General features: G+C 52.6%; 17 protein-coding genes. 13 read left to right on the forward strand and 4 right to left on the reverse strand.

Annotated features, from left to right (window positions below; translation table 11 throughout):
- Positions 1-16: 16 nt before the first annotated feature.
- Positions 17-478 (forward strand): phosphonate C-P lyase system protein PhnH, encoded by a 462-nt coding sequence (locus ACMGGS_RS04110; protein ID WP_414165145.1) that lies wholly within the window; start codon positions 17-19, stop codon positions 476-478.
- 8 nt (positions 479-486) lie between these two features.
- On the opposite strand, the gene rpiB is transcribed toward ACMGGS_RS04110, so the two are convergent.
- Positions 487-936 carry a bifunctional allose-6-phosphate isomerase/ribose-5-phosphate isomerase RpiB gene (rpiB, locus tag ACMGGS_RS04115; protein ID WP_414165146.1) on the reverse strand — a complete coding sequence of 150 codons (450 nt, stop codon included), beginning with the start codon at positions 934-936 and terminating at the stop codon, positions 487-489.
- 362 nt (positions 937-1298) lie between these two features.
- Between rpiB and ACMGGS_RS04120 the strand changes: the two genes are divergently transcribed.
- The 9 genes from ACMGGS_RS04120 (at position 1299) to ACMGGS_RS04160 (ending at position 10787) form a co-directional block, all read left to right on the forward strand.
- Positions 1299-2189 (forward strand): MurR/RpiR family transcriptional regulator, encoded by an 891-nt coding sequence (locus ACMGGS_RS04120; RefSeq protein WP_194207201.1) that lies wholly within the window; start codon positions 1299-1301, stop codon positions 2187-2189.
- A gap of 56 nt (positions 2190-2245) precedes the next feature.
- Complete coding sequence (alsB, locus tag ACMGGS_RS04125) at positions 2246-3181, forward strand: D-allose transporter substrate-binding protein (protein ID WP_414165147.1); 936 nt, start codon at positions 2246-2248, stop codon at positions 3179-3181.
- A 75-nt stretch (positions 3182-3256) separates the two neighbouring features.
- The gene (gene alsA / locus ACMGGS_RS04130) at positions 3257-4789 is read left to right on the forward strand and encodes a D-allose ABC transporter ATP-binding protein AlsA (protein ID WP_414165148.1); all 1533 of its coding nucleotides are present in this window, start codon (positions 3257-3259) and stop codon (positions 4787-4789) included.
- The gene (gene alsC / locus ACMGGS_RS04135; protein ID WP_414165149.1) at positions 4768-5748 is read left to right on the forward strand and encodes a D-allose ABC transporter permease; all 981 of its coding nucleotides are present in this window, start codon (positions 4768-4770) and stop codon (positions 5746-5748) included. Before alsA ends, alsC begins: the two co-directional genes overlap by 22 nt.
- A gap of 24 nt (positions 5749-5772) precedes the next feature.
- A complete protein-coding gene (alsE, locus tag ACMGGS_RS04140; protein WP_414166192.1) occupies positions 5773-6468 on the forward strand; it encodes a D-allulose 6-phosphate 3-epimerase in 696 nt (231 codons plus the stop codon).
- Positions 6452-7381: an allose kinase gene (gene alsK / locus ACMGGS_RS04145; RefSeq protein WP_414165150.1), complete on the forward strand. Its 930-nt coding sequence runs from the start codon at positions 6452-6454 to the stop codon at positions 7379-7381. The genes alsE and alsK overlap by 17 nt, the downstream gene beginning before the upstream one ends.
- Before the next feature lie 266 nt (positions 7382-7647).
- Positions 7648-9795, forward strand: coding sequence for a formate dehydrogenase subunit alpha (gene fdhF / locus ACMGGS_RS04150; RefSeq protein WP_414165151.1), 2148 nt, complete (start codon positions 7648-7650; stop codon positions 9793-9795).
- A 326-nt stretch (positions 9796-10121) separates the two neighbouring features.
- Positions 10122-10274, forward strand: a complete 153-nt coding sequence (locus ACMGGS_RS04155) for a Hok/Gef family protein (protein ID WP_414165152.1) — start codon at positions 10122-10124, stop codon at positions 10272-10274.
- Between the two features lie 360 nt (positions 10275-10634).
- A complete protein-coding gene (locus ACMGGS_RS04160) occupies positions 10635-10787 on the forward strand; it encodes a Hok/Gef family protein (protein WP_176920869.1) in 153 nt (50 codons plus the stop codon).
- 63 nt (positions 10788-10850) lie between these two features.
- Here the strand turns inward: ACMGGS_RS04160 and gltP are convergent, their stop codons facing one another.
- Positions 10851-12164, reverse strand: coding sequence for a glutamate/aspartate:proton symporter GltP (gltP, locus tag ACMGGS_RS04165; protein WP_414165153.1), 1314 nt, complete (start codon positions 12162-12164; stop codon positions 10851-10853).
- Between the two features lie 414 nt (positions 12165-12578).
- Between gltP and acs the strand changes: the two genes are divergently transcribed.
- From acs to actP, 3 genes are all read left to right on the forward strand, one after another.
- Positions 12579-14537, forward strand: coding sequence for an acetate--CoA ligase (gene acs, locus ACMGGS_RS04170; protein ID WP_414165154.1), 1959 nt, complete (start codon positions 12579-12581; stop codon positions 14535-14537).
- Between the two features lie 74 nt (positions 14538-14611).
- Positions 14612-14926 carry a DUF485 domain-containing protein gene (locus ACMGGS_RS04175; RefSeq protein WP_176920872.1) on the forward strand — a complete coding sequence of 105 codons (315 nt, stop codon included), beginning with the start codon at positions 14612-14614 and terminating at the stop codon, positions 14924-14926.
- A complete protein-coding gene (actP, locus tag ACMGGS_RS04180; protein ID WP_414165155.1) occupies positions 14923-16572 on the forward strand; it encodes a cation/acetate symporter ActP in 1650 nt (549 codons plus the stop codon). Before ACMGGS_RS04175 ends, actP begins: the two co-directional genes overlap by 4 nt.
- A 152-nt stretch (positions 16573-16724) precedes the next feature.
- Here actP and ACMGGS_RS04185 read toward each other — a convergent pair whose 3' ends face one another.
- Both ACMGGS_RS04185 and ACMGGS_RS04190 read right to left on the reverse strand, forming a co-directional pair.
- Positions 16725-17414, reverse strand: a complete 690-nt coding sequence (locus tag ACMGGS_RS04185) for an LrgB family protein (RefSeq protein WP_414166193.1) — start codon at positions 17412-17414, stop codon at positions 16725-16727.
- Positions 17407-17817, reverse strand: coding sequence for a CidA/LrgA family protein (locus ACMGGS_RS04190; RefSeq protein WP_414165156.1), 411 nt, complete (start codon positions 17815-17817; stop codon positions 17407-17409). Before ACMGGS_RS04190 ends, ACMGGS_RS04185 begins: the two co-directional genes overlap by 8 nt.
- Between the last annotated feature and the right edge of the window lie 79 nt (positions 17818-17896).

Raw genomic sequence — 17896 nt, forward strand, 5'->3', positions numbered from 1 at the left:
TTGGCGGAGATAATGTATGACCCTACAAACCGCGTTTACCCTGCCCGCGCAGACCACCCCGCCAGGCTCCCGTCGCTTAATGAAAGCGCTGAGCGAGCCGGGCGTGATTATTTCGCTGGACCATCCGCTCGATCTCGCGACGGCAAATCGACTGATGGCGCTTGCCGGTAGCGATACCCCTGTCTGGTTACCCGCTACCGCCAGTCATCATGTCGTGCAGCAGAATTTGCGCTTTGACGGTAACGCCATGCTGATTTTAGACGTTGCCAGCCTCAGCGGTGGGCATATGCTGCGACTGACCGGAAGTGGGATCGCAGAGGAGCGAATGGTCGCGCCGAAACTGCCGGCGTGCTTACTGCATGCGTTAATGGAACGCCCTTTGTCAATGCCGCTGGGTATCGATCTGATCCTGACGAGCGGCGAACGACTGATGGCGATCCCACGCGCTACCTGTGTTGAAACGGGTGGCACAAAATAATGATGATGCTATTCGCGTCGCTGTTCGATCTCTGAAATAGCCTGCACCCGCGCCTGATGTCGGCCACCTTCAAATTCCGCCGCCAGCCAGGCATCAACGATCATTTTTGCCAGCTCCAGTCCGACCACGCGTGAGCCAAACGCCAGCACGTTCGTATTATTATGCTGGCGGGAAAGCTGCGCAGAATACGGTTCGCTACACACGACTGCCCGAATACCGGGAAATTTATTCGCGGTAATTGATATCCCCACGCCGGTACCACAGATGAGCAACCCACCGTCGACCTCGCCCTGTATGATCGCTTCCGCCACGGCGCTGGCATAGCGCGGATAGTCGGTGCGCTCCTCCGACCATGTGCCTTTGTCGATAACCTCAATGCCTTTGCTGTGAAGATGTGCCAGCAAATCCTGTTTAAGGATGAAGCCGACATGATCGCAACCCAACGCCAATTTGTTCATCTTTGCCTCGCTTTACGTCAAACTTTACTGGCCCGGTGTAGTTTGTGATTTAAGACCGGTACATTGTTGATAAAATCCCCAAAAACACCGGGGCCGACGCCTGTTCTACACGCCAAAATTTCACAAATCAAGCCTGTTTCATGAGATTTTAGAGAGTTTAAGCCGCTATCAGCCATGATTAAATTGAACTCAATATCATGAATTAAAACGAATTATTATCAAAATAAACCCCCCCCCCAGAACTCAAAACTTCACAAATAATTAAACTTTATGAATTTAATATTTTTGTGAAGTCACCGACATATTTATTGTTTCCGCTGTGGTGATATAGTGATGTCTTCACTTCAAGGACACACAGAGCAATGAGTCAGACAGAATTTGATCAAGGACTTCCCAATGGCATCGGCCTGGCCCCTTACCTGCGGATGAAGCAGGAAGGCATGACCGGAAATGAAAGCCGGATAGTGGACTGGTTGCTGTCACCGGGTAACCTGAGCGACGCGCCAGCGATAAAAGATGTGGCAGAAGCGTTGATGGTCTCGGAAGCGATGATCGTGAAGGTATCGAAACTGCTGGGATTCAGCGGTTTTCGTAATCTGCGCAGCGCGCTGGTGGACTATTTCTCTCAGTCTGAACAGGTTCTGCCCGCTGAGCTTGCCTTTGATGAAGCCCCGCTGGATGTGGTCAATAAAGTCTTTAATATTACTCTGCGCACCATTATGGAAGGGCAGTCGATCGTCAATGTGGATGAGATCCACCGGGCGGCACGGTTTTTCTATCAGGCAAAGCAGCGCGATCTGTATGGGGTGGGTGGATCGAACGCTATCTGTGCCGATATTCATCATAAATTCTTACGCATTGGCGTGCGCTGTCAGTCTTACCAGGACGCCCACATTATGATGATGTCGGCCTCATTGCTGAAGGAAGGTGACGTGGTACTGGTGGTTTCCCACTCCGGGCGGACCAGCGATTTAAAATCGGCCACCGAACTGGCGAAGAAGAATGGTGCGAAGATCATTTGTATTACCCATAGCTATCACTCGCCGATTGCCAAACTGGCAGATTTTATTATTTGCTCACCTGCACCAGAGACGCCGTTATTAGGGCGTAACGCCTCGGCGCGGATATTACAGTTAACCTTATTAGATGCATTCTTTGTTTCTGTGGCGCAACAAAACATTGAACAGGCAACATTAAATATGAAAAAAACTGGCGCAATTGTTGATTACTTTTCACCAGGCGCGCTGAAATAAAATAAAGTCCATCGACAGGATGGACTCACCTTTACCCTACCATTGAGATCATTGTTATGAATAAATATCTGAAATTATTCAGCGGTGCTGCCGTGGGCCTAATGTTATCCACCAGCGCGTTTGCGGCTGCCGAATACGCTGTGGTATTAAAAACATTATCTAACCCATTTTGGGTGGATATGAAAAAGGGAATTGAAGATGAAGCCAAAACGCTTGGCGTCAGCGTTGATATTTTTGCCTCACCATCAGAAGGCGACTTCCAGTCGCAATTACAGTTATTCGAAGATCTAAGCAACAAGAATTATAAAGGCATTGCGTTTGCGCCTCTCTCCTCTGTTAATCTGGTGATGCCGGTAGCCCGCGCGTGGAAAAAAGGGATCTACCTGGTCAATCTCGATGAAAAAATCGATATGGACAACCTGAAAAAAGCGGGTGGTAATGTCGAAGGCTTCGTCACCACCGATAACGTTGCTGTTGGCGCGAAAGGCGCAGAATTTATTATCAATAAACTGGGCGCTGAAGGCGGTGAAGTGGCGATTATTGAGGGTAAGGCCGGAAACGCGTCCGGTGAAGCCCGTCGTAACGGCGCAACAGGCGCGTTCAAAAAAGCCAGCCAGATTAAACTGGTGGCCAGCCAGCCTGCTGACTGGGACCGCATCAAAGCACTCGACGTCGCCACCAACGTCCTGCAGCGAAACCCGAACCTGAAAGCGTTTTACTGCGCGAATGACACGATGGCGATGGGCGTGGCGCAGGCTGTTGCCAACGCGGGTAAGACCGGAAAGGTATTAGTGGTCGGCACTGACGGCATCCCGGAAGCCCGTAAGATGGTCGATGGCGGACAGATGACCGCTACGGTGGCACAGAATCCGGCGGATATCGGTGCCACTGGCCTGAAGCTGATGGTTGATGCAGCCAAAACCGGCAAAGTGATCCCGCTGGATAAATCACCGGAAATTAAGACTGTGGATTCTCTTCTGGTCACAAAGTAAGTCTGTTGCCAGGCCGGGGTGATACTTCTCCGGCCTGGGGAATTTAGCCAATATTGTATTGTGTAGAGGCGACTTATGGTCACGCCATATATTTCCATGGCGGGGATCGGCAAATCTTTTGGTCCGGTTCACGCCTTAAAATCGGTTGATTTAACGATCTATACTCATGAGATCCATGCACTATTAGGTGAAAATGGTGCGGGTAAATCGACATTAATGAAAGTCCTGTCGGGAATACACGACCCGACCAAAGGCATCATTACGATTAATAACGTCAATTACGACAAGCTCGATCATAAACTGGCGGCTCAGCTTGGCATCGGCATCATTTATCAGGAACTCAGCGTCATTGATGAATTAACGGTGCTGGAGAATCTTTATATCGGCCGCCATCTGACGAAGAAAATCTGCGGCATTAATGTTATTGACTGGAAAGAGATGCGTTTACGCGCGGCAATGATGTTATTGCGTATTGGCCTGAAAGTGGATCTTGATGAAAAAGTGGCAAATTTATCCATCAGCCATAAGCAGATGCTGGAAATTGCCAAAACGTTAATGCTGGACGCAAAAGTCATCATTATGGATGAGCCGACGTCATCACTCACTAATAAAGAAGTGGATTATCTCTTTTTGATCATGAACCAGTTGCGTAAAGAAGGCACGGCAATTGTTTATATCTCGCATAAGCTCGCGGAAATCCGCCGTATCTGCGATCGCTACACGGTGATGAAAGACGGCAGCAGCGTGTGCAGCGGCAGAGTCAGCGACGTCACCAATGACGATATCGTGCGCCTGATGGTCGGTCGCGAACTGCAAAACCGTTTTAACGTGATGAAAGAAAATACCGGCAACGTCGAGCGCGATACCGTTTTTGAGGTAAAAAACGTTACCAGTCGGGATAAGAAAAAGGTGCGCGATATCTCCTTTAGCGTTAACCGCGGCGAGATCCTCGGCTTTGCCGGGCTGGTCGGTTCCGGGCGTACCGAACTGATGGACTGCTTATTCGGCGTGGATAAACGCAGCAGCGGCGAAATTCGCCTGAACGGACAGACCATTTCTCCCCGCTCTCCGCTCGACGCGTTGAAAAAAGGGATGGGCTATATCACCGAAAGCCGGCGCGATAACGGCTTTTTCCCCAACTTCTCTATTGCGCAGAACATGGCGATTAGCCGCAGCCTGAAGAACGGCGGTTATAAAGGCGCGATGGGCCTGTTTCGCGAGGCTGATGAGCATAAAACCGCCGAGGCGCAGCGCAACCTGCTGGCGCTGAAATGCCATTCTGTCGATCAGAACATTACCGAACTCTCCGGCGGCAATCAGCAAAAGGTGCTGATTTCCAAATGGCTCAACTGCAATCCGGAAGTCCTTATTTTTGATGAGCCGACGCGCGGTATTGACGTCGGCGCGAAAGCAGAAATTTACAAAGTGATGCGGCAACTGGCTGACGAGGGAAAAGTCATCCTGATGGTGTCATCTGAACTTCCTGAAATCATCGCCGTTTGCGACCGCATCGCGGTGTTCTGTGAAGGGCGACTGACGCAAATCCTGACCAATCGCGATGATATGAGCGAAGAGGAGATTATGGCATGGGCATTACCACAAGAGTAAAAGGCGACGTGGACGGCAAAAAGCCGTTTAACTTCGCGCTGTTCTGGGATAAGTACGGCACCTTTTTCATCCTCGCGATTATCGTGGCGATTTTCGGCACGCTGTCGTCGGAATACTTTCTGACCGCGAACAATATTACGCAAATTTTCGTGCAAAGCTCAGTGACCGTCTTAATTGGGATGGGAGAGTTTTTCGCCATTCTGGTCGCAGGCATCGACCTCTCGGTTGGCGCGATTCTGGCACTTTCCGGCATGGTGACGGCCAAACTGATGCTCGCTGGCGTCGATCCGTTCCTCGCGGCGCTGATCGGCGGCGTGCTGGTCGGGGGCGCATTGGGGGCGATTAACGGTTGTCTGGTGAACTGGACCGGGCTGCACCCGTTTATTATCACCCTCGGCACTAACGCGATTTTCCGCGGTGTGACGCTGGTGATCTCCGACGCCAACTCGGTGTACGGTTTCTCATTTGATTTCGTTAACTTCTTTGCCGCCAGCGTAATCGGCATACCGGTACCGGTCATTTTCTCGCTGATCGTGGCGCTTATTTTGTGGTTCCTCACCACCCGTATGCGGCTGGGACGCAATATTTACGCCCTCGGCGGCAATAAAAACTCGGCGTTCTACTCCGGCATTGATGTGAAGTTTCATATTCTGGTGGTGTTCATTATCTCCGGCGTCTGCGCAGGGCTGGCGGGGGTGGTCTCCACTGCAAGGCTGGGCGCTGCGGAACCGCTGGCGGGGATGGGTTTTGAAACTTATGCCATCGCCAGCGCCATTATTGGTGGCACCAGTTTCTTCGGCGGCAAGGGCCGCATCTTCTCGGTGGTGATTGGTGGGCTGATTATCGGCACCATCAACAACGGGCTGAATATCCTGCAAGTACAAACTTATTATCAGTTGGTGGTGATGGGCGGGCTGATCATTGCCGCTGTTGCTCTCGACAGACTGATTAGCAAATAAACGCGTCGTATCCAGGAGTTAATGATGAAAATTTCCCCCTCTCTGATGTGTATGGATCTGCTGAAGTTTCAGGAGCAGATTGAATTTATCGACCAGCACGCGGACTACTTCCATATTGATATTATGGACGGTCACTTTGTCCCCAACCTGACGCTCTCGCCGTTTTTCGTCAGCCAGGTGAAAAAGCTCGCCAGCAAACCGCTGGATTGTCATCTGATGGTGACCCGCCCGCAGGATTATATCGGCCAGCTGGCGCGCGCCGGCGCGGATTTTATTACCCTGCATCCGGAGACCATCAACGGTCAGGCGTTCCGTTTGATCGAAGAGATCCGCCGCCACAATATGAAGGTTGGCCTGATCCTTAACCCGGAAACGCCAGTGGAGGCCATGAAATACTACATTCATAAGGCCGATAAGATCACCGTAATGACGGTCGATCCTGGCTTTGCTGGTCAACCATTTATCCCGGAAATGCTGGCGAAAATTAGCGAGCTGAAAGCCTGGCGTGAGCGCGAAGGTCTGAATTATGAGATTGAGGTCGACGGCTCCTGTAATCAGGGCACTTATCAGCAGCTGATGGCAGCGGGTGCCGACGTATTTATCGTCGGCACGTCAGGGCTGTTTAATCACGCTGAACAAATTAATGATGCCTGGGCAGTAATGGTCGAACATATTCTGGCGGCGAAAAACGAGGTTCTCCCTCATGCGAGAAGAGCATAGCGTTGTCGCAGGTGTGGACATGGGAGCAACCCATATCCGGTTTTGCCTGCAAAATGAGGAAGGCACGGTACTGCACTGCGAGAAACGCCGCACGGCGGAAGTGATTGCCGCTGGCGTTCAGCCAGGGATCGTCTCGCTGATTCAGGCTCAGCTACAGGCCTTTTCTGCCCGCTGTCATGGCCTGGTGATGGGGTTTCCTGCGCTGGTCGGTAAAGACGGGCGCACGATTATTTCCACGCCCAACCTGCCGCTGAAGATGGATGAACTGCGAGGTCTCGCCGACCGGCTGGAGCAGGATCTGGGTTGTCCGGTGACGTTTACCCGCGATGTGAATCTTCAGTTGTCATTCGACGTGCAGGAAAATGCCCTCCAGGATCAACAGGTGCTGGCAGCGTACTTAGGGACCGGCATGGGATTCGCTATCTGGCTGAACGGCGCGCCATGGACCGGCGCGCACGGCGTCGCGGGGGAACTGGGGCATATTCCGCAGGGTGATATGACACTACGCTGCGGATGTGGCAATTCCGGCTGTCTCGAAACCGTATGTTCCGGCGTGGCGCTGCAACGCTGGTACTTACAGCAACCGCGCGGTTACGAACTCGGCGAGTTGTTTATCCACGCCGCTGAAGAGCCGTTTGTTCAGCACCTCCTGCAGCATGCCGCCCGCGCTATCGCCACCAGCATCAACCTGTTCGATCCGGATGCGGTGATCCTTGGCGGCGGTGTTATGGATATGCCCGCTTTTCCGCGTGAGACGCTGATCGCGCTGACTGGCGCCCATCTTCGCCGACCGCTGCCGTATCAGGCGGTGCGCTTCATTACGGCTTCATCCTCCGCTTTCAATGGTGCGCTGGGAGCCGCAACGCTGGCCCGTAGCCGCTATTTAGCACAACCCGCCGCCGCGCTCGGGTAATGGCCTGAGGCTCTTCCGCCCTCTCCCCGGTGCATGTTTGTAGCAGACTGACGTTTTGTCAGTCTGCGCAGCGATTTTGGTATGCCTTCTGTCACACGGTCAGCTTTTCGACACGTCAAATATGACGACATCCTGTTTTTCGTCAGCATTCTGACCAAATTCCAGGCGTAATATCGGTGAATACCCCCAATAAAAATATGGCATAAAAGATGCATAATGGGGACGACAAGCGCGTAGACGCGATTTGATTAACTGGAGCATGACCGATGAAAAAAGTCGTCACGGTTTGCCCGTATTGCGCATCAGGTTGCAAAATCAATCTGGTGGTCGATAACGGCAAAATCGTCAGGGCGGAGGCGGCGCAGGGGAAAACCAACCAGGGTACTCTGTGTCTGAAAGGCTATTACGGCTGGGATTTTATCAACGATACCCAGATCCTGACCCCGCGCCTGAAAACCCCTATGATCCGTCGCCAGCGTGGCGGCAAGCTGGAATCCGTGTCCTGGGATGAAGCGCTGAATTATGTTGCAGACAAACTGAGCGCCATCAAAGCGAAATACGGTCCGGACGCAATCCAGACCACTGGCTCCTCTCGCGGTACCGGTAATGAAACCAACTATGTAATGCAAAAATTTGCGCGCGCGGCGATTGGTACTAACAACGTCGACTGCTGCGCACGCGTCTGACACGGCCCATCGGTTGCAGGTCTGCACCAGTCGGTCGGTAACGGCGCAATGAGTAATGCCATCAATGAAATTGATAACACGGACTTAGTGTTCGTCTTTGGGTACAACCCGGCAGACTCTCACCCCATCGTGGCGAATCATGTGATTAACGCTAAACGCAACGGGGCAAAAATCATCGTCTGCGATCCGCGCAAAATTGAAACCGCGCGCATTGCTGACATGCACATCGCATTGAAAAACGGCTCGAATATCGCGCTGCTCAACGCCATGGGTCATGTCATTATTGAAGAAAACCTGTATGACCAGGCGTTTATCGCCAATCGTACCGAAGGTTTTGAAGAGTATCGCAAGATTGTCGAAGGCTATACTCCGGAATCCGTTGAGGATATCACCGGCGTGAGCGCGCACGACATTCGTCAGGCGGCACGGATGTATGCCGGCGCGAAAAGCGCGGCGATCCTGTGGGGCATGGGAGTAACCCAGTTCTATCAGGGCGTGGAAACCGTGCGTTCCCTGACCAGTCTCGCAATGCTGACCGGTAACCTTGGCAAGCCGAGCGTGGGCGTTAACCCGGTTCGCGGTCAGAACAACGTTCAGGGCGCGTGCGACATGGGCGCACTGCCGGATACCTATCCGGGCTATCAGTACGTTAAATTCCCGGAAAATCGCGAAAAATTCGCTAAAGCATGGGGCGTAGAAAGTCTACCCGCACATACCGGCTATCGCATCAGCGAGCTGCCGCACAGGGCGGCGCATGGTGAAGTACGCGCGGCGTATATCATGGGTGAAGATCCCCTCCAGACCGATGCGGAACTGTCCGCCGTGCGTAAGGGCTTCGAAGATCTGGAACTGGTCATCGTGCAGGATATCTTCATGACTAAAACCGCCGCTGCCGCAGACGTTATTTTACCGTCTACGTCATGGGGCGAGCATGAAGGCGTTTTCTCTGCCGCTGACCGTGGCTTCCAGCGCTTCTTTAAAGCCGTTGAGCCGAAGTGGGATCTGAAAACCGACTGGCAGATCATCAGTGAAATCGCCACCCGCATGGGCTATCCGATGCACTACAACAACACCCAGGAGATCTGGGATGAGTTGCGCAACCTGTGCCCGGATTTCTACGGGGCGACCTACGAGAAGATGGGCGAACTGGGCTATATCCAGTGGCCGTGCCGCGACACGTCGGATACCGACCAGGGAACGTCTTATCTCTTTAAAGAGAAGTTCGACACTCCGAACGGTCTGGCGCAGTTCTTCACCTGCGACTGGGTTGCGCCGATCGACAAACTCACCGACGAGTACCCGATGGTGCTCTCCACCGTGCGTGAAGTCGGCCACTACTCCTGTCGTTCAATGACCGGCAACTGTGCTGCACTGGCCGCGCTGGCAGATGAACCGGGCTATGCGCAAATCAACACTGCCGACGCGGCGCGTCTGGGCATTGAGGATGAAGCGCTGGTGTGGGTTAACTCGCGTAAGGGTCGGATCATCACTCGTGCGCAGGTCAGCGATCGTCCGAACAAAGGGGCGATTTACATGACCTACCAGTGGTGGATTGGTGCCTGTAACGAGCTGGTCACTGAAAACCTCAGCCCGATTACCAAAACGCCGGAGTACAAATACTGCGCGGTTAACGTTGAGCGGATTGCCGATCAGCAGGCTGCCGAGCAGTATGTGATTGATGAGTATAACAAACTGAAAGCCAGCCTGCGCGAGAGCGCAATGGGCTAACGTTTCGGCTTACGAGTAGTAATAATAAAAGCGGCGATAATATTCGCCGCTTTTTTATTTACAGTATTTATTGATAATTTATTTTTGCGAGCATCATTACGGTTAAATGTAATTGTATTACAGAAATTACATTACGCTTTTTCTTTAATTTCTGATTAAAAAGAATATGATACTTCGCGGGTGCTTAAGGCTTTCTGTCTTAAGCATGATTGAGGGACAGAAAGCAGAAAGCCCCGGGCAATGTTTCCATTAACCCGAGGCTATCCCTCAACCCCAAACAAGTTGAGATTAGCCTCTTACCCTTAGGTTTGCAAGGAGTAAAAGGCATGACGCCATTGAAATATGTGTTAGCCATTTTCGTTGTGGTTTGTCTGACCATAGTGATCTTTACCTTTATTAATCGCGGCAGGCTTTGCGAGTTAACGATAAAGAGTAAACATCAGGAGGTGGCGGCGAAGCTGGCCTGTACGGCTGGTTAACTCAGCAGGCGGGGAAACCCGCCTGTTCTTGTCTGGAGCAGAGGTCTTAATGCACCCGTTCTATTTTTATTTCTATTAAGTCCCACAGAAAGTATTCACCCTATATATAATATATTTGTGAACCTGATTCAGAAAATAATGTATATTTTCACCGCGTAAATTACATTGCGCTTTTTCTTTAATTCCTGATTAAAAAGAATATCATACTTCGCGGGTGCTTAAGGCTTTCTGTCTTAAGCATGATTGAGGGACAGAAAGCAGAAAGCCCCGGGCAATGTTTCCATTAACCCGAGGCTATCCCTCAACTCCCAACAAGTTGAGATTAGCCTCTTACCCTTAGGTTTGCAAGGAGTAAAAGGCATGACGCCATTGCGATATGTGTTAGCCATGTTATTCGTGGTTTGTCTGACCATAGTGATCTTTACCTTTATTAATCGCGGAAGATTATGCGAGTTAACAATAAAGAGCGAGCATCAGGAGGTGGCGGCGAAATTAGCCTGTACGGCTGGTTAAACTCAACAGGCGGGAAAACCCGCCTGTGCTTGTCTGGAGCAGAGGTCTTAATGCACCCCTTAATTATTGATCGGCAGTCTTATCAAATTTGCCCAGCATCTCGCGCTCGTAGGCCAGCGCTTTTTTACGGTCAAATTGATGTTCCCACTTGGCGATAACCAGCACGGCCAGCGCGTTACCTACCACGTTAAGCGCGGTACGCGCCATATCGAGAATACGGTCCACACCGGCAATAAAGGCCAGTCCTTCCAGTGGAATACCGACGCTGCCAAGCGTGGCTAACAGCACCACAAAAGAAACGCCCGGCACGCCAGCAATGCCCTTCGACGTGACCATCAGCGTCAGCACGAGGATAATTTCCTGGCCGAGGGAGAGATCGATACCGTAAAGCTGAGCAATAAAGATTGCCGCGATGCTCTGGTAAAGCGTTGAGCCGTCGAGGTTAAAGGAGTAGCCGGTCGGCACCACGAAGCTGGTAATAGACGCTGGCGCACCGTAGGCTTCCATCTTCTCAATAATGCGCGGCAGAACGCTCTCGGAACTGGCGGTCGAATAAGCCAGGATCAGCTCGTCTTTCAGAATGCGGATCAGCGTCCAGATACTGAGCTTACACACCCTGGCGACTGCGCCGAGCACCACCAGCGCAAAAAAGATAATGGCAAAATGCACCAGGATCACCAGCTTCGCCAGCGGCCACAGCGAGGCGAAACCAAAGTTAGCCACCGTCACCGAAATGAGCGCGAATACCCCGACCGGCGCATAACGCATCACCATATGGGTCACTTTAAACATGGTTTCTGAAATCGAGCGAAATACGGTGACCAGCGGCTCGCGGTGCGTGGCAGGCAGCGAAGAAAGCCCCAGACCAAACAACACCGAGAAGAAGATAATCGCCAGCATATCGCCCTTCGCCATCGAGGCGATAATATTGGTCGACACCAGTGACAGGATTGTCCCCATCAAACCATGCGCATGACTTTGTACTTCCGCCGTCGTGCTCTGGTATTTTGAAATATCCACCGTGGCCAGTTGCGCCATATCAATACCCGCGCCCGGCTGAAACACGTTCGCCAGCGTAATACCAATAACGATGGCGATTGTGGTGATCGCTTCGAAATAGAGAATCGTCTTTGCGCCGATACGGCCAAGCTGTTTTGCATCGCCCACGCCCGCAATCCCCACAATTAAAGTGGAAATAACAATAGGGACGACTATCATTTTGATGAGGTGAATAAAGATATCACCGGCCGGTGAGAGCAGGTTAACAATGAGCCATTCGCGGCTATCGCTATGGTAATGCAAATAGCTCCCCAGCAGGATGCCCAGCACAAGGGCCAGCAAAATCTGCCATGCCAGGCTGAGTTTAAAAATTTTCATAATAACGAACTTCCTTAACGAGCCGCCTCATGCAAAATGTGAATGAGGCCGGGTGAACGGTGTGAAATTGTGTCGCGTCCTTTTTTAGGATTTTTAGCGCGTAACATCAGTACCACTTGCTGCCTATGCTGCGCAACCCTTTCCCTGTAGCCTGGTTGGAGCAGAATGCAGATGTTAAGTCAGTTTATGGGCTGTTACGTTCTATAACCTTTTGTTATAAATAAATAATCTATTACTGGGTTTTTAATAATTCCCTCTATAAACTATTAACCTTCAAAGATCCGTTTGCTGTTTTTTCAAACACTACATTTAATGCGTGATCTGCCGCCCAAAAAATAAACAAAGCTTATCCCCCCTCCTGTAATTAACGTTTATGTGACATATCATTAACATCTTACAAGGAGAAAAAAAGCCATGAGCCAAATCCATAAACACGCCATTCCCGCAAATATTGCGGAAAACTGCCTGATAAACCCGGAGCAGTACAAAGAGAAATACCAGCAATCTATTACCGATCCTGATGCTTTCTGGGGTGAGCAAGGCAAAATCCTCGACTGGATCACGCCTTATCAAAAGGTAAAGAATACCTCTTTTTCGCCTGGCAATATTTCAATTAAATGGTACGAGGACGGCACGCTAAATCTGGCGTCCAACTGCCTCGATCGTCATTTACAGACGCGCGGCGATCAAACCGCAATCATCTGGGAAGGCGATGATGCCAGCCAGAGCAAGCACATTACTTATCGTGAACTGCATAAAGACGTTTGCCGCTTTGCCAATACTTTGGTCGATTTGGGAATAAAAAAAGGCGATGTTGTGGCTATCTATATGCCGATGGTGCCAGAAGCCGCAGTAGCCATGTTGGCCTGCGCCCGTATCGGCGCGGTGCACTCTGTTATTTTTGGTGGTTTTTCACCCGAAGCCGTTGCCGGACGCATTATCGACTCCAGTTCGCGTCTGGTCATTACTGCCGATGAAGGCGTGCGCGCCGGACGCAGCATCCCGCTGAAGAAAAATGTCGATGACGCGCTGAAAAATCCGAACGTAAAAAGCGTTGAGCACGTCATTGTGCTTAAGCGTACCGGTGGCAAAATCGACTGGCAGGAAGGGCGCGATTTGTGGTGGAGTGATGTAGTTGAAAACGCCAGCGCAGAGCATCAGCCAGAAGAGATGAATGCAGAAGATCCGCTATTCATTCTGTATACCTCCGGTTCCACCGGTAAGCCGAAAGGGGTGCTGCACACCACCGGGGGCTATCTGGTTTATGCTGCTACCACCTTTAAATACGTGTTCGACTACCATCCTGGTGAGGTTTACTGGTGCACCGCCGATGTCGGCTGGGTCACCGGGCACAGCTATTTGCTCTACGGCCCGCTGGCCTGCGGTGCCACTACGCTGATGTTTGAAGGTGTGCCAAACTGGCCGACCCCGGCGCGCATGTCTCAGGTCGTTGACAAGCATCAGGTCAATATCCTTTATACCGCGCCTACCGCTATCCGGGCATTAATGGCGGAAGGGGATAAAGCGACCGAAGGCACCGATCGCTCTTCGCTGCGTATTCTGGGGTCCGTCGGCGAGCCGATTAACCCGGAAGCCTGGGAGTGGTACTGGAAAAAGATCGGCAATGAAAAATGTCCGGTGATGGATACCTGGTGGCAGACCGAAACGGGCGGTTTCATGATCACGCCGCTGCCGGGTGCAATTGAACTGAAAGCCGGTTCCGCTACCCGGCCGTTCTTTGGCGTCCAGCCTGCGCTGGTCGATAATGAAGGCAATCCGCAGGAAGGGGCAACCGAAGGCAACCTGGTGATCGTCGACTCCTGGCCTGGTCAGGCGCGCACGCTGTTTGGCGACCACGAACGTTTCGAACAAACCTACTTCTCGACCTTTAAAAACTGTTATTTCAGCGGTGACGGCGCGCGTCGCGATGAAGACGGTTACTTCTGGATCACCGGGCGCGTGGATGATGTGCTGAATGTCTCAGGGCACCGCCTGGGCACCGCAGAGATCGAATCCGCGCTGGTCTCGCATCCGAAAATCGCCGAAGCGGCGGTGGTCGGCATTCCCCATAATATTAAAGGTCAGGCAATCTACGCCTATGTCACCCTCAATCACGGCGAAGAACCGTCAGCGGAGCTGTACACCGAGGTGCGCAACTGGGTGCGTAAGGAGATCGGCCCGCTGGCGACACCGGATGTGCTGCACTGGACCGATTCGCTGCCGAAAACGCGCTCCGGCAAAATCATGCGTCGTATTCTGCGCAAAATCGCCGCCGGTGATACCAGCAACCTGGGTGATACCTCAACGCTGGCCGATCCTGGCGTAGTGGAAAAACTGCTCGAAGAGAAGCAGAACCTGGCGATGCCGTCTTAATCAGACCTCTCCCCTCTCCCGATACGGGAGAGGGTTATTAAAACAAAACCTACCCTACCTCTGGAGACTCTGTGATGAATGACACCATTTATCAGCGGATAGAAAGCAGTGCGCATTTCAGGGAGTTGATCGAAAAACGGCAGCGTTTCGCCATTATTCTCTCGCTGATTATGCTGGTTATTTACGTCGGCTTTATTTTACTTATCGCCTTTGCCCCCGGCTGGCTGGGCACGCCGTTGCATGCCGGCACCAGCGTGACGCGCGGCATTCCCATCGGGATCGGCGTCATTGTCATTTCATTCGTACTGACCGGCGTGTATGTCTGGCGCGCCAACAGTGAATTCGATCGTTTGAATAATGCCGTCATCCGCGAGGTAAACGTATCATGAAGAGGATCCTGACCGCGCTCGCCGCCACGCTTCCTTTTGCCGCTAATGCTGCCGACGCGATTACTGGTGCGGTAGAGCGCCAGCCAACAAACTGGCAGGCGATAATCATGTTCCTGATTTTTGTCGCCTTTACGCTTTATATTACGTACTGGGCCTCAAAGCGGGTGCGCTCGCGTAACGACTATTATACCGCGGGCGGTAACATCACCGGCTTCCAGAACGGGCTGGCGATTGCCGGCGACTTTATGTCGGCGGCCTCATTTCTCGGCATCTCCGCACTGGTTTACACCTCCGGTTATGACGGCCTGATCTACTCGCTCGGCTTCCTGGTCGGCTGGCCGATTATCCTGTTTCTGATTGCCGAACGGTTGCGTAATCTCGGGCGCTTTACCTTTGCAGATGTCGCCTCTTATCGCCTGAAGCAAGGCCCTATCCGTATTCTTTCCGCCTGCGGTTCGCTGGTGGTGGTAGCGCTTTATCTGATCGCGCAGATGGTCGGCGCAGGGAAGTTAATCGAGCTATTATTCGGCCTTAACTACCACATTGCGGTGGTACTGGTCGGTGTACTGATGGTGATGTACGTGCTGTTCGGCGGCATGCTGGCAACCACCTGGGTACAAATCATTAAAGCGGTGCTGCTGCTGTTCGGTGCCAGTTTTATGGCCTTTATGGTGATGAAACATGTCGGCTTCAGCTTCAGTAACCTGTTCTCTGAAGCGATGGCGGTACACCCGAAAGGTGCAGCTATCATGAGTCCGGGCGGGCTGGTAAAAGATCCGGTTTCCGCGCTGTCGCTGGGGCTGGGGCTGATGTTCGGCACAGCGGGTCTGCCGCATATCCTGATGCGTTTCTTTACGGTGAGCGATGCCAAAGAGGCGCGGAAAAGCGTGTTCTACGCCACCGGCTTTATGGGTTATTTCTACATTCTGACCTTTATTATTGGCTTCGGCGCGATCATGCTGGTGGGCGCAAATCCGGCCTTTAAAGATGCGGCGGGCACCCTGATTGGCGGCAATAACATGGCGGCGGTGCATCTGGCGAATGCGGTGGGTGGCAACCTGTTCCTTGGCTTCATCTCAGCAGTGGCCTTCGCGACCATTCTGGCGGTAGTAGCCGGGCTGACGCTGGCAGGCGCATCGGCGGTATCACACGATCTGTACGCTAACGTGTTCCGCAAAGGTGCATCAGAACGCGATGAACTCAGAGTATCGAAAATTACTGTGCTGGTACTGGGCGTGGTGGCGATCCTGCTGGGGATCCTGTTTGAGAACCAGAATATCGCCTTTATGGTGGGACTGGCGTTCTCCATTGCCGCCAGTTGTAACTTCCCGATCATTCTGCTCTCGATGTACTGGTCGAAACTCACTACGCGTGGGGCGATGATTGGTGGCTGGCTGGGTTTATTGACCGCCGTGATCCTGATGATCCTTGGCCCCACCATTTGGGTACAGATCCTCGGTCACACAACGGCCATCTTCCCGTATGAATATCCGGCCCTCTTCTCTATCGCCGTGGCCTTTATCGGCATCTGGGTCTTCTCCGCGACCGATAACACGGCGACCGGCAAACTGGAGCGCGACCAGTTTCGCGCGCAGTTTATCCGTTCTCAGACCGGCATTGGTATTGAGCAGGGTAAAGCGCATTAATGAGGTTGATGACAAACCGTCCGTGGAACACGGGGCGACCAGCGGGTTGGGCCTCCCGCCGGGAACCCAGTCCCGGTGTTTCCCCTGACAGCCCACTTTGTCAGCGGTCTGATTAATTACGCTCATCGCCCCGGCTATCTGGCCGGGGCGTTTCAGAACATCATCCAGGCAACCAGCGGCGCAATCAGCACCATCAGTATCCCTGAAAGCATCATCACCAGGCTGGCGATAACCCCTTCCTGCGGGCCTAACTCCCATGACCGCGCCGTGCCGGCACCGTGCGAGGCAGCCCCGAATCCCGCGCCTTTGGCCATCCCGGCCTGAATAGAGAGACGCAGAAAAAGCATGTCTCCGACCGCCATGCCAAACACGCCTGTTACCACCACAAAGAGTGCCACCAGATTCGGCTGCCCGCCCAGAGGTCTTGCGGCTGCCAGTGCAAACGGCGTAGTAACGGAACGAACCGCCAGGCTACGCTGGATCTCATCGGGTAGCATAAACAGTCGCGCCAGCCAGACTGAACTGGTTACCGCGACAACCGTTGCGGTAATCACCCCCGCCGACAGCGACATCCAGTGGCGACGAATAATCGACAGGTTATCGTAAACCGGAACGGCGAAGGCGACGGTTGCCGGTCCCAGTAGCCACAACAGCCAGTGAGACTCGCCCATATAGTTTTGATACGAGATATGGCCTACCACCAGCATCAATACCAGCAGAACGGGCGTCAATACCAGCGGCATCAGCGGTAGCTTATGAAAACGGCGATACAGCCGTTTGTTGGCGTAATACAGTCCCAGCGTCATCGCCAGACAAATCAGGCTCAGCAGAAGATTATTCATCATTCAGCCTGCGCATTTCATAGTGATACACCCGATCTACCACCCAGGCCGTCGCCCCGAGGACCATTAGCGTACTCAGGGCTATGACCGCAAAAATACGCCAGCCGTCGACCATCAGAAGCTGGACATAATTCACCACCGCCACTACTGCCGGAACAAAAAAGAGCAGCATTTCCGCCAGCAACCAACGTGAGCCAGCACGGATCCATGCCAGCGGGATCACCCGGCAGGCAATCAGCACGAGCAGCATCAGCATGCCCACCAGATTGGCGGGCAAAGGTAAATGCAGCCATGCGACGAGATACTCAGCAATCACAAAAAAACCGGCGTACAGTAGAACCTGCACCGGAGTCTGCAGGTGTTGAAAAAGAGCAGGCACAACGCGCCTGGTGGCCACAGCCATGGAGAGAATTCCTGGGAATATAATCAGAGCCAGCATTATAGTGAGCGGCTGGCGATGAAAAAAATGAATTAAAATCATC

Origin of the sequence: Superficieibacter sp. BNK-5, from assembly GCF_047456055.1 — a bacterium.
Taxonomy (GTDB): Bacteria; Pseudomonadota; Gammaproteobacteria; order Enterobacterales; family Enterobacteriaceae; genus Superficieibacter.

Excerpts from the sequence above, each read along its gene's own strand:
- ACMGGS_RS04110 (WP_414165145.1), top strand. The coding sequence starts at position 17 with ATGACCCTACAAACCGCGTTTACCCTGCCCGCGCAGACCACCCCGCCA.
- rpiB (WP_414165146.1), bottom strand. The coding sequence starts at position 936 with ATGAACAAATTGGCGTTGGGTTGCGATCATGTCGGCTTCATCCTTAAA.
- ACMGGS_RS04120 (WP_194207201.1), top strand. The coding sequence starts at position 1,299 with ATGAGTCAGACAGAATTTGATCAAGGACTTCCCAATGGCATCGGCCTG.
- alsB (WP_414165147.1), top strand. The coding sequence starts at position 2,246 with ATGAATAAATATCTGAAATTATTCAGCGGTGCTGCCGTGGGCCTAATG.
- alsA (WP_414165148.1), top strand. The coding sequence starts at position 3,257 with ATGGTCACGCCATATATTTCCATGGCGGGGATCGGCAAATCTTTTGGT.
- alsC (WP_414165149.1), top strand. The coding sequence starts at position 4,768 with ATGGGCATTACCACAAGAGTAAAAGGCGACGTGGACGGCAAAAAGCCG.
- alsE (WP_414166192.1), top strand. The coding sequence starts at position 5,773 with ATGAAAATTTCCCCCTCTCTGATGTGTATGGATCTGCTGAAGTTTCAG.
- alsK (WP_414165150.1), top strand. The coding sequence starts at position 6,452 with ATGCGAGAAGAGCATAGCGTTGTCGCAGGTGTGGACATGGGAGCAACC.
- ACMGGS_RS04155 (WP_414165152.1), top strand. The coding sequence starts at position 10,122 with ATGACGCCATTGAAATATGTGTTAGCCATTTTCGTTGTGGTTTGTCTG.
- ACMGGS_RS04160 (WP_176920869.1), top strand. The coding sequence starts at position 10,635 with ATGACGCCATTGCGATATGTGTTAGCCATGTTATTCGTGGTTTGTCTG.
- gltP (WP_414165153.1), bottom strand. The coding sequence starts at position 12,164 with ATGAAAATTTTTAAACTCAGCCTGGCATGGCAGATTTTGCTGGCCCTT.
- acs (WP_414165154.1), top strand. The coding sequence starts at position 12,579 with ATGAGCCAAATCCATAAACACGCCATTCCCGCAAATATTGCGGAAAAC.
- ACMGGS_RS04175 (WP_176920872.1), top strand. The coding sequence starts at position 14,612 with ATGAATGACACCATTTATCAGCGGATAGAAAGCAGTGCGCATTTCAGG.
- actP (WP_414165155.1), top strand. The coding sequence starts at position 14,923 with ATGAAGAGGATCCTGACCGCGCTCGCCGCCACGCTTCCTTTTGCCGCT.
- ACMGGS_RS04185 (WP_414166193.1), bottom strand. The coding sequence starts at position 17,414 with ATGAATAATCTTCTGCTGAGCCTGATTTGTCTGGCGATGACGCTGGGA.
- ACMGGS_RS04190 (WP_414165156.1), bottom strand. The coding sequence starts at position 17,817 with ATGGCTGTGGCCACCAGGCGCGTTGTGCCTGCTCTTTTTCAACACCTG.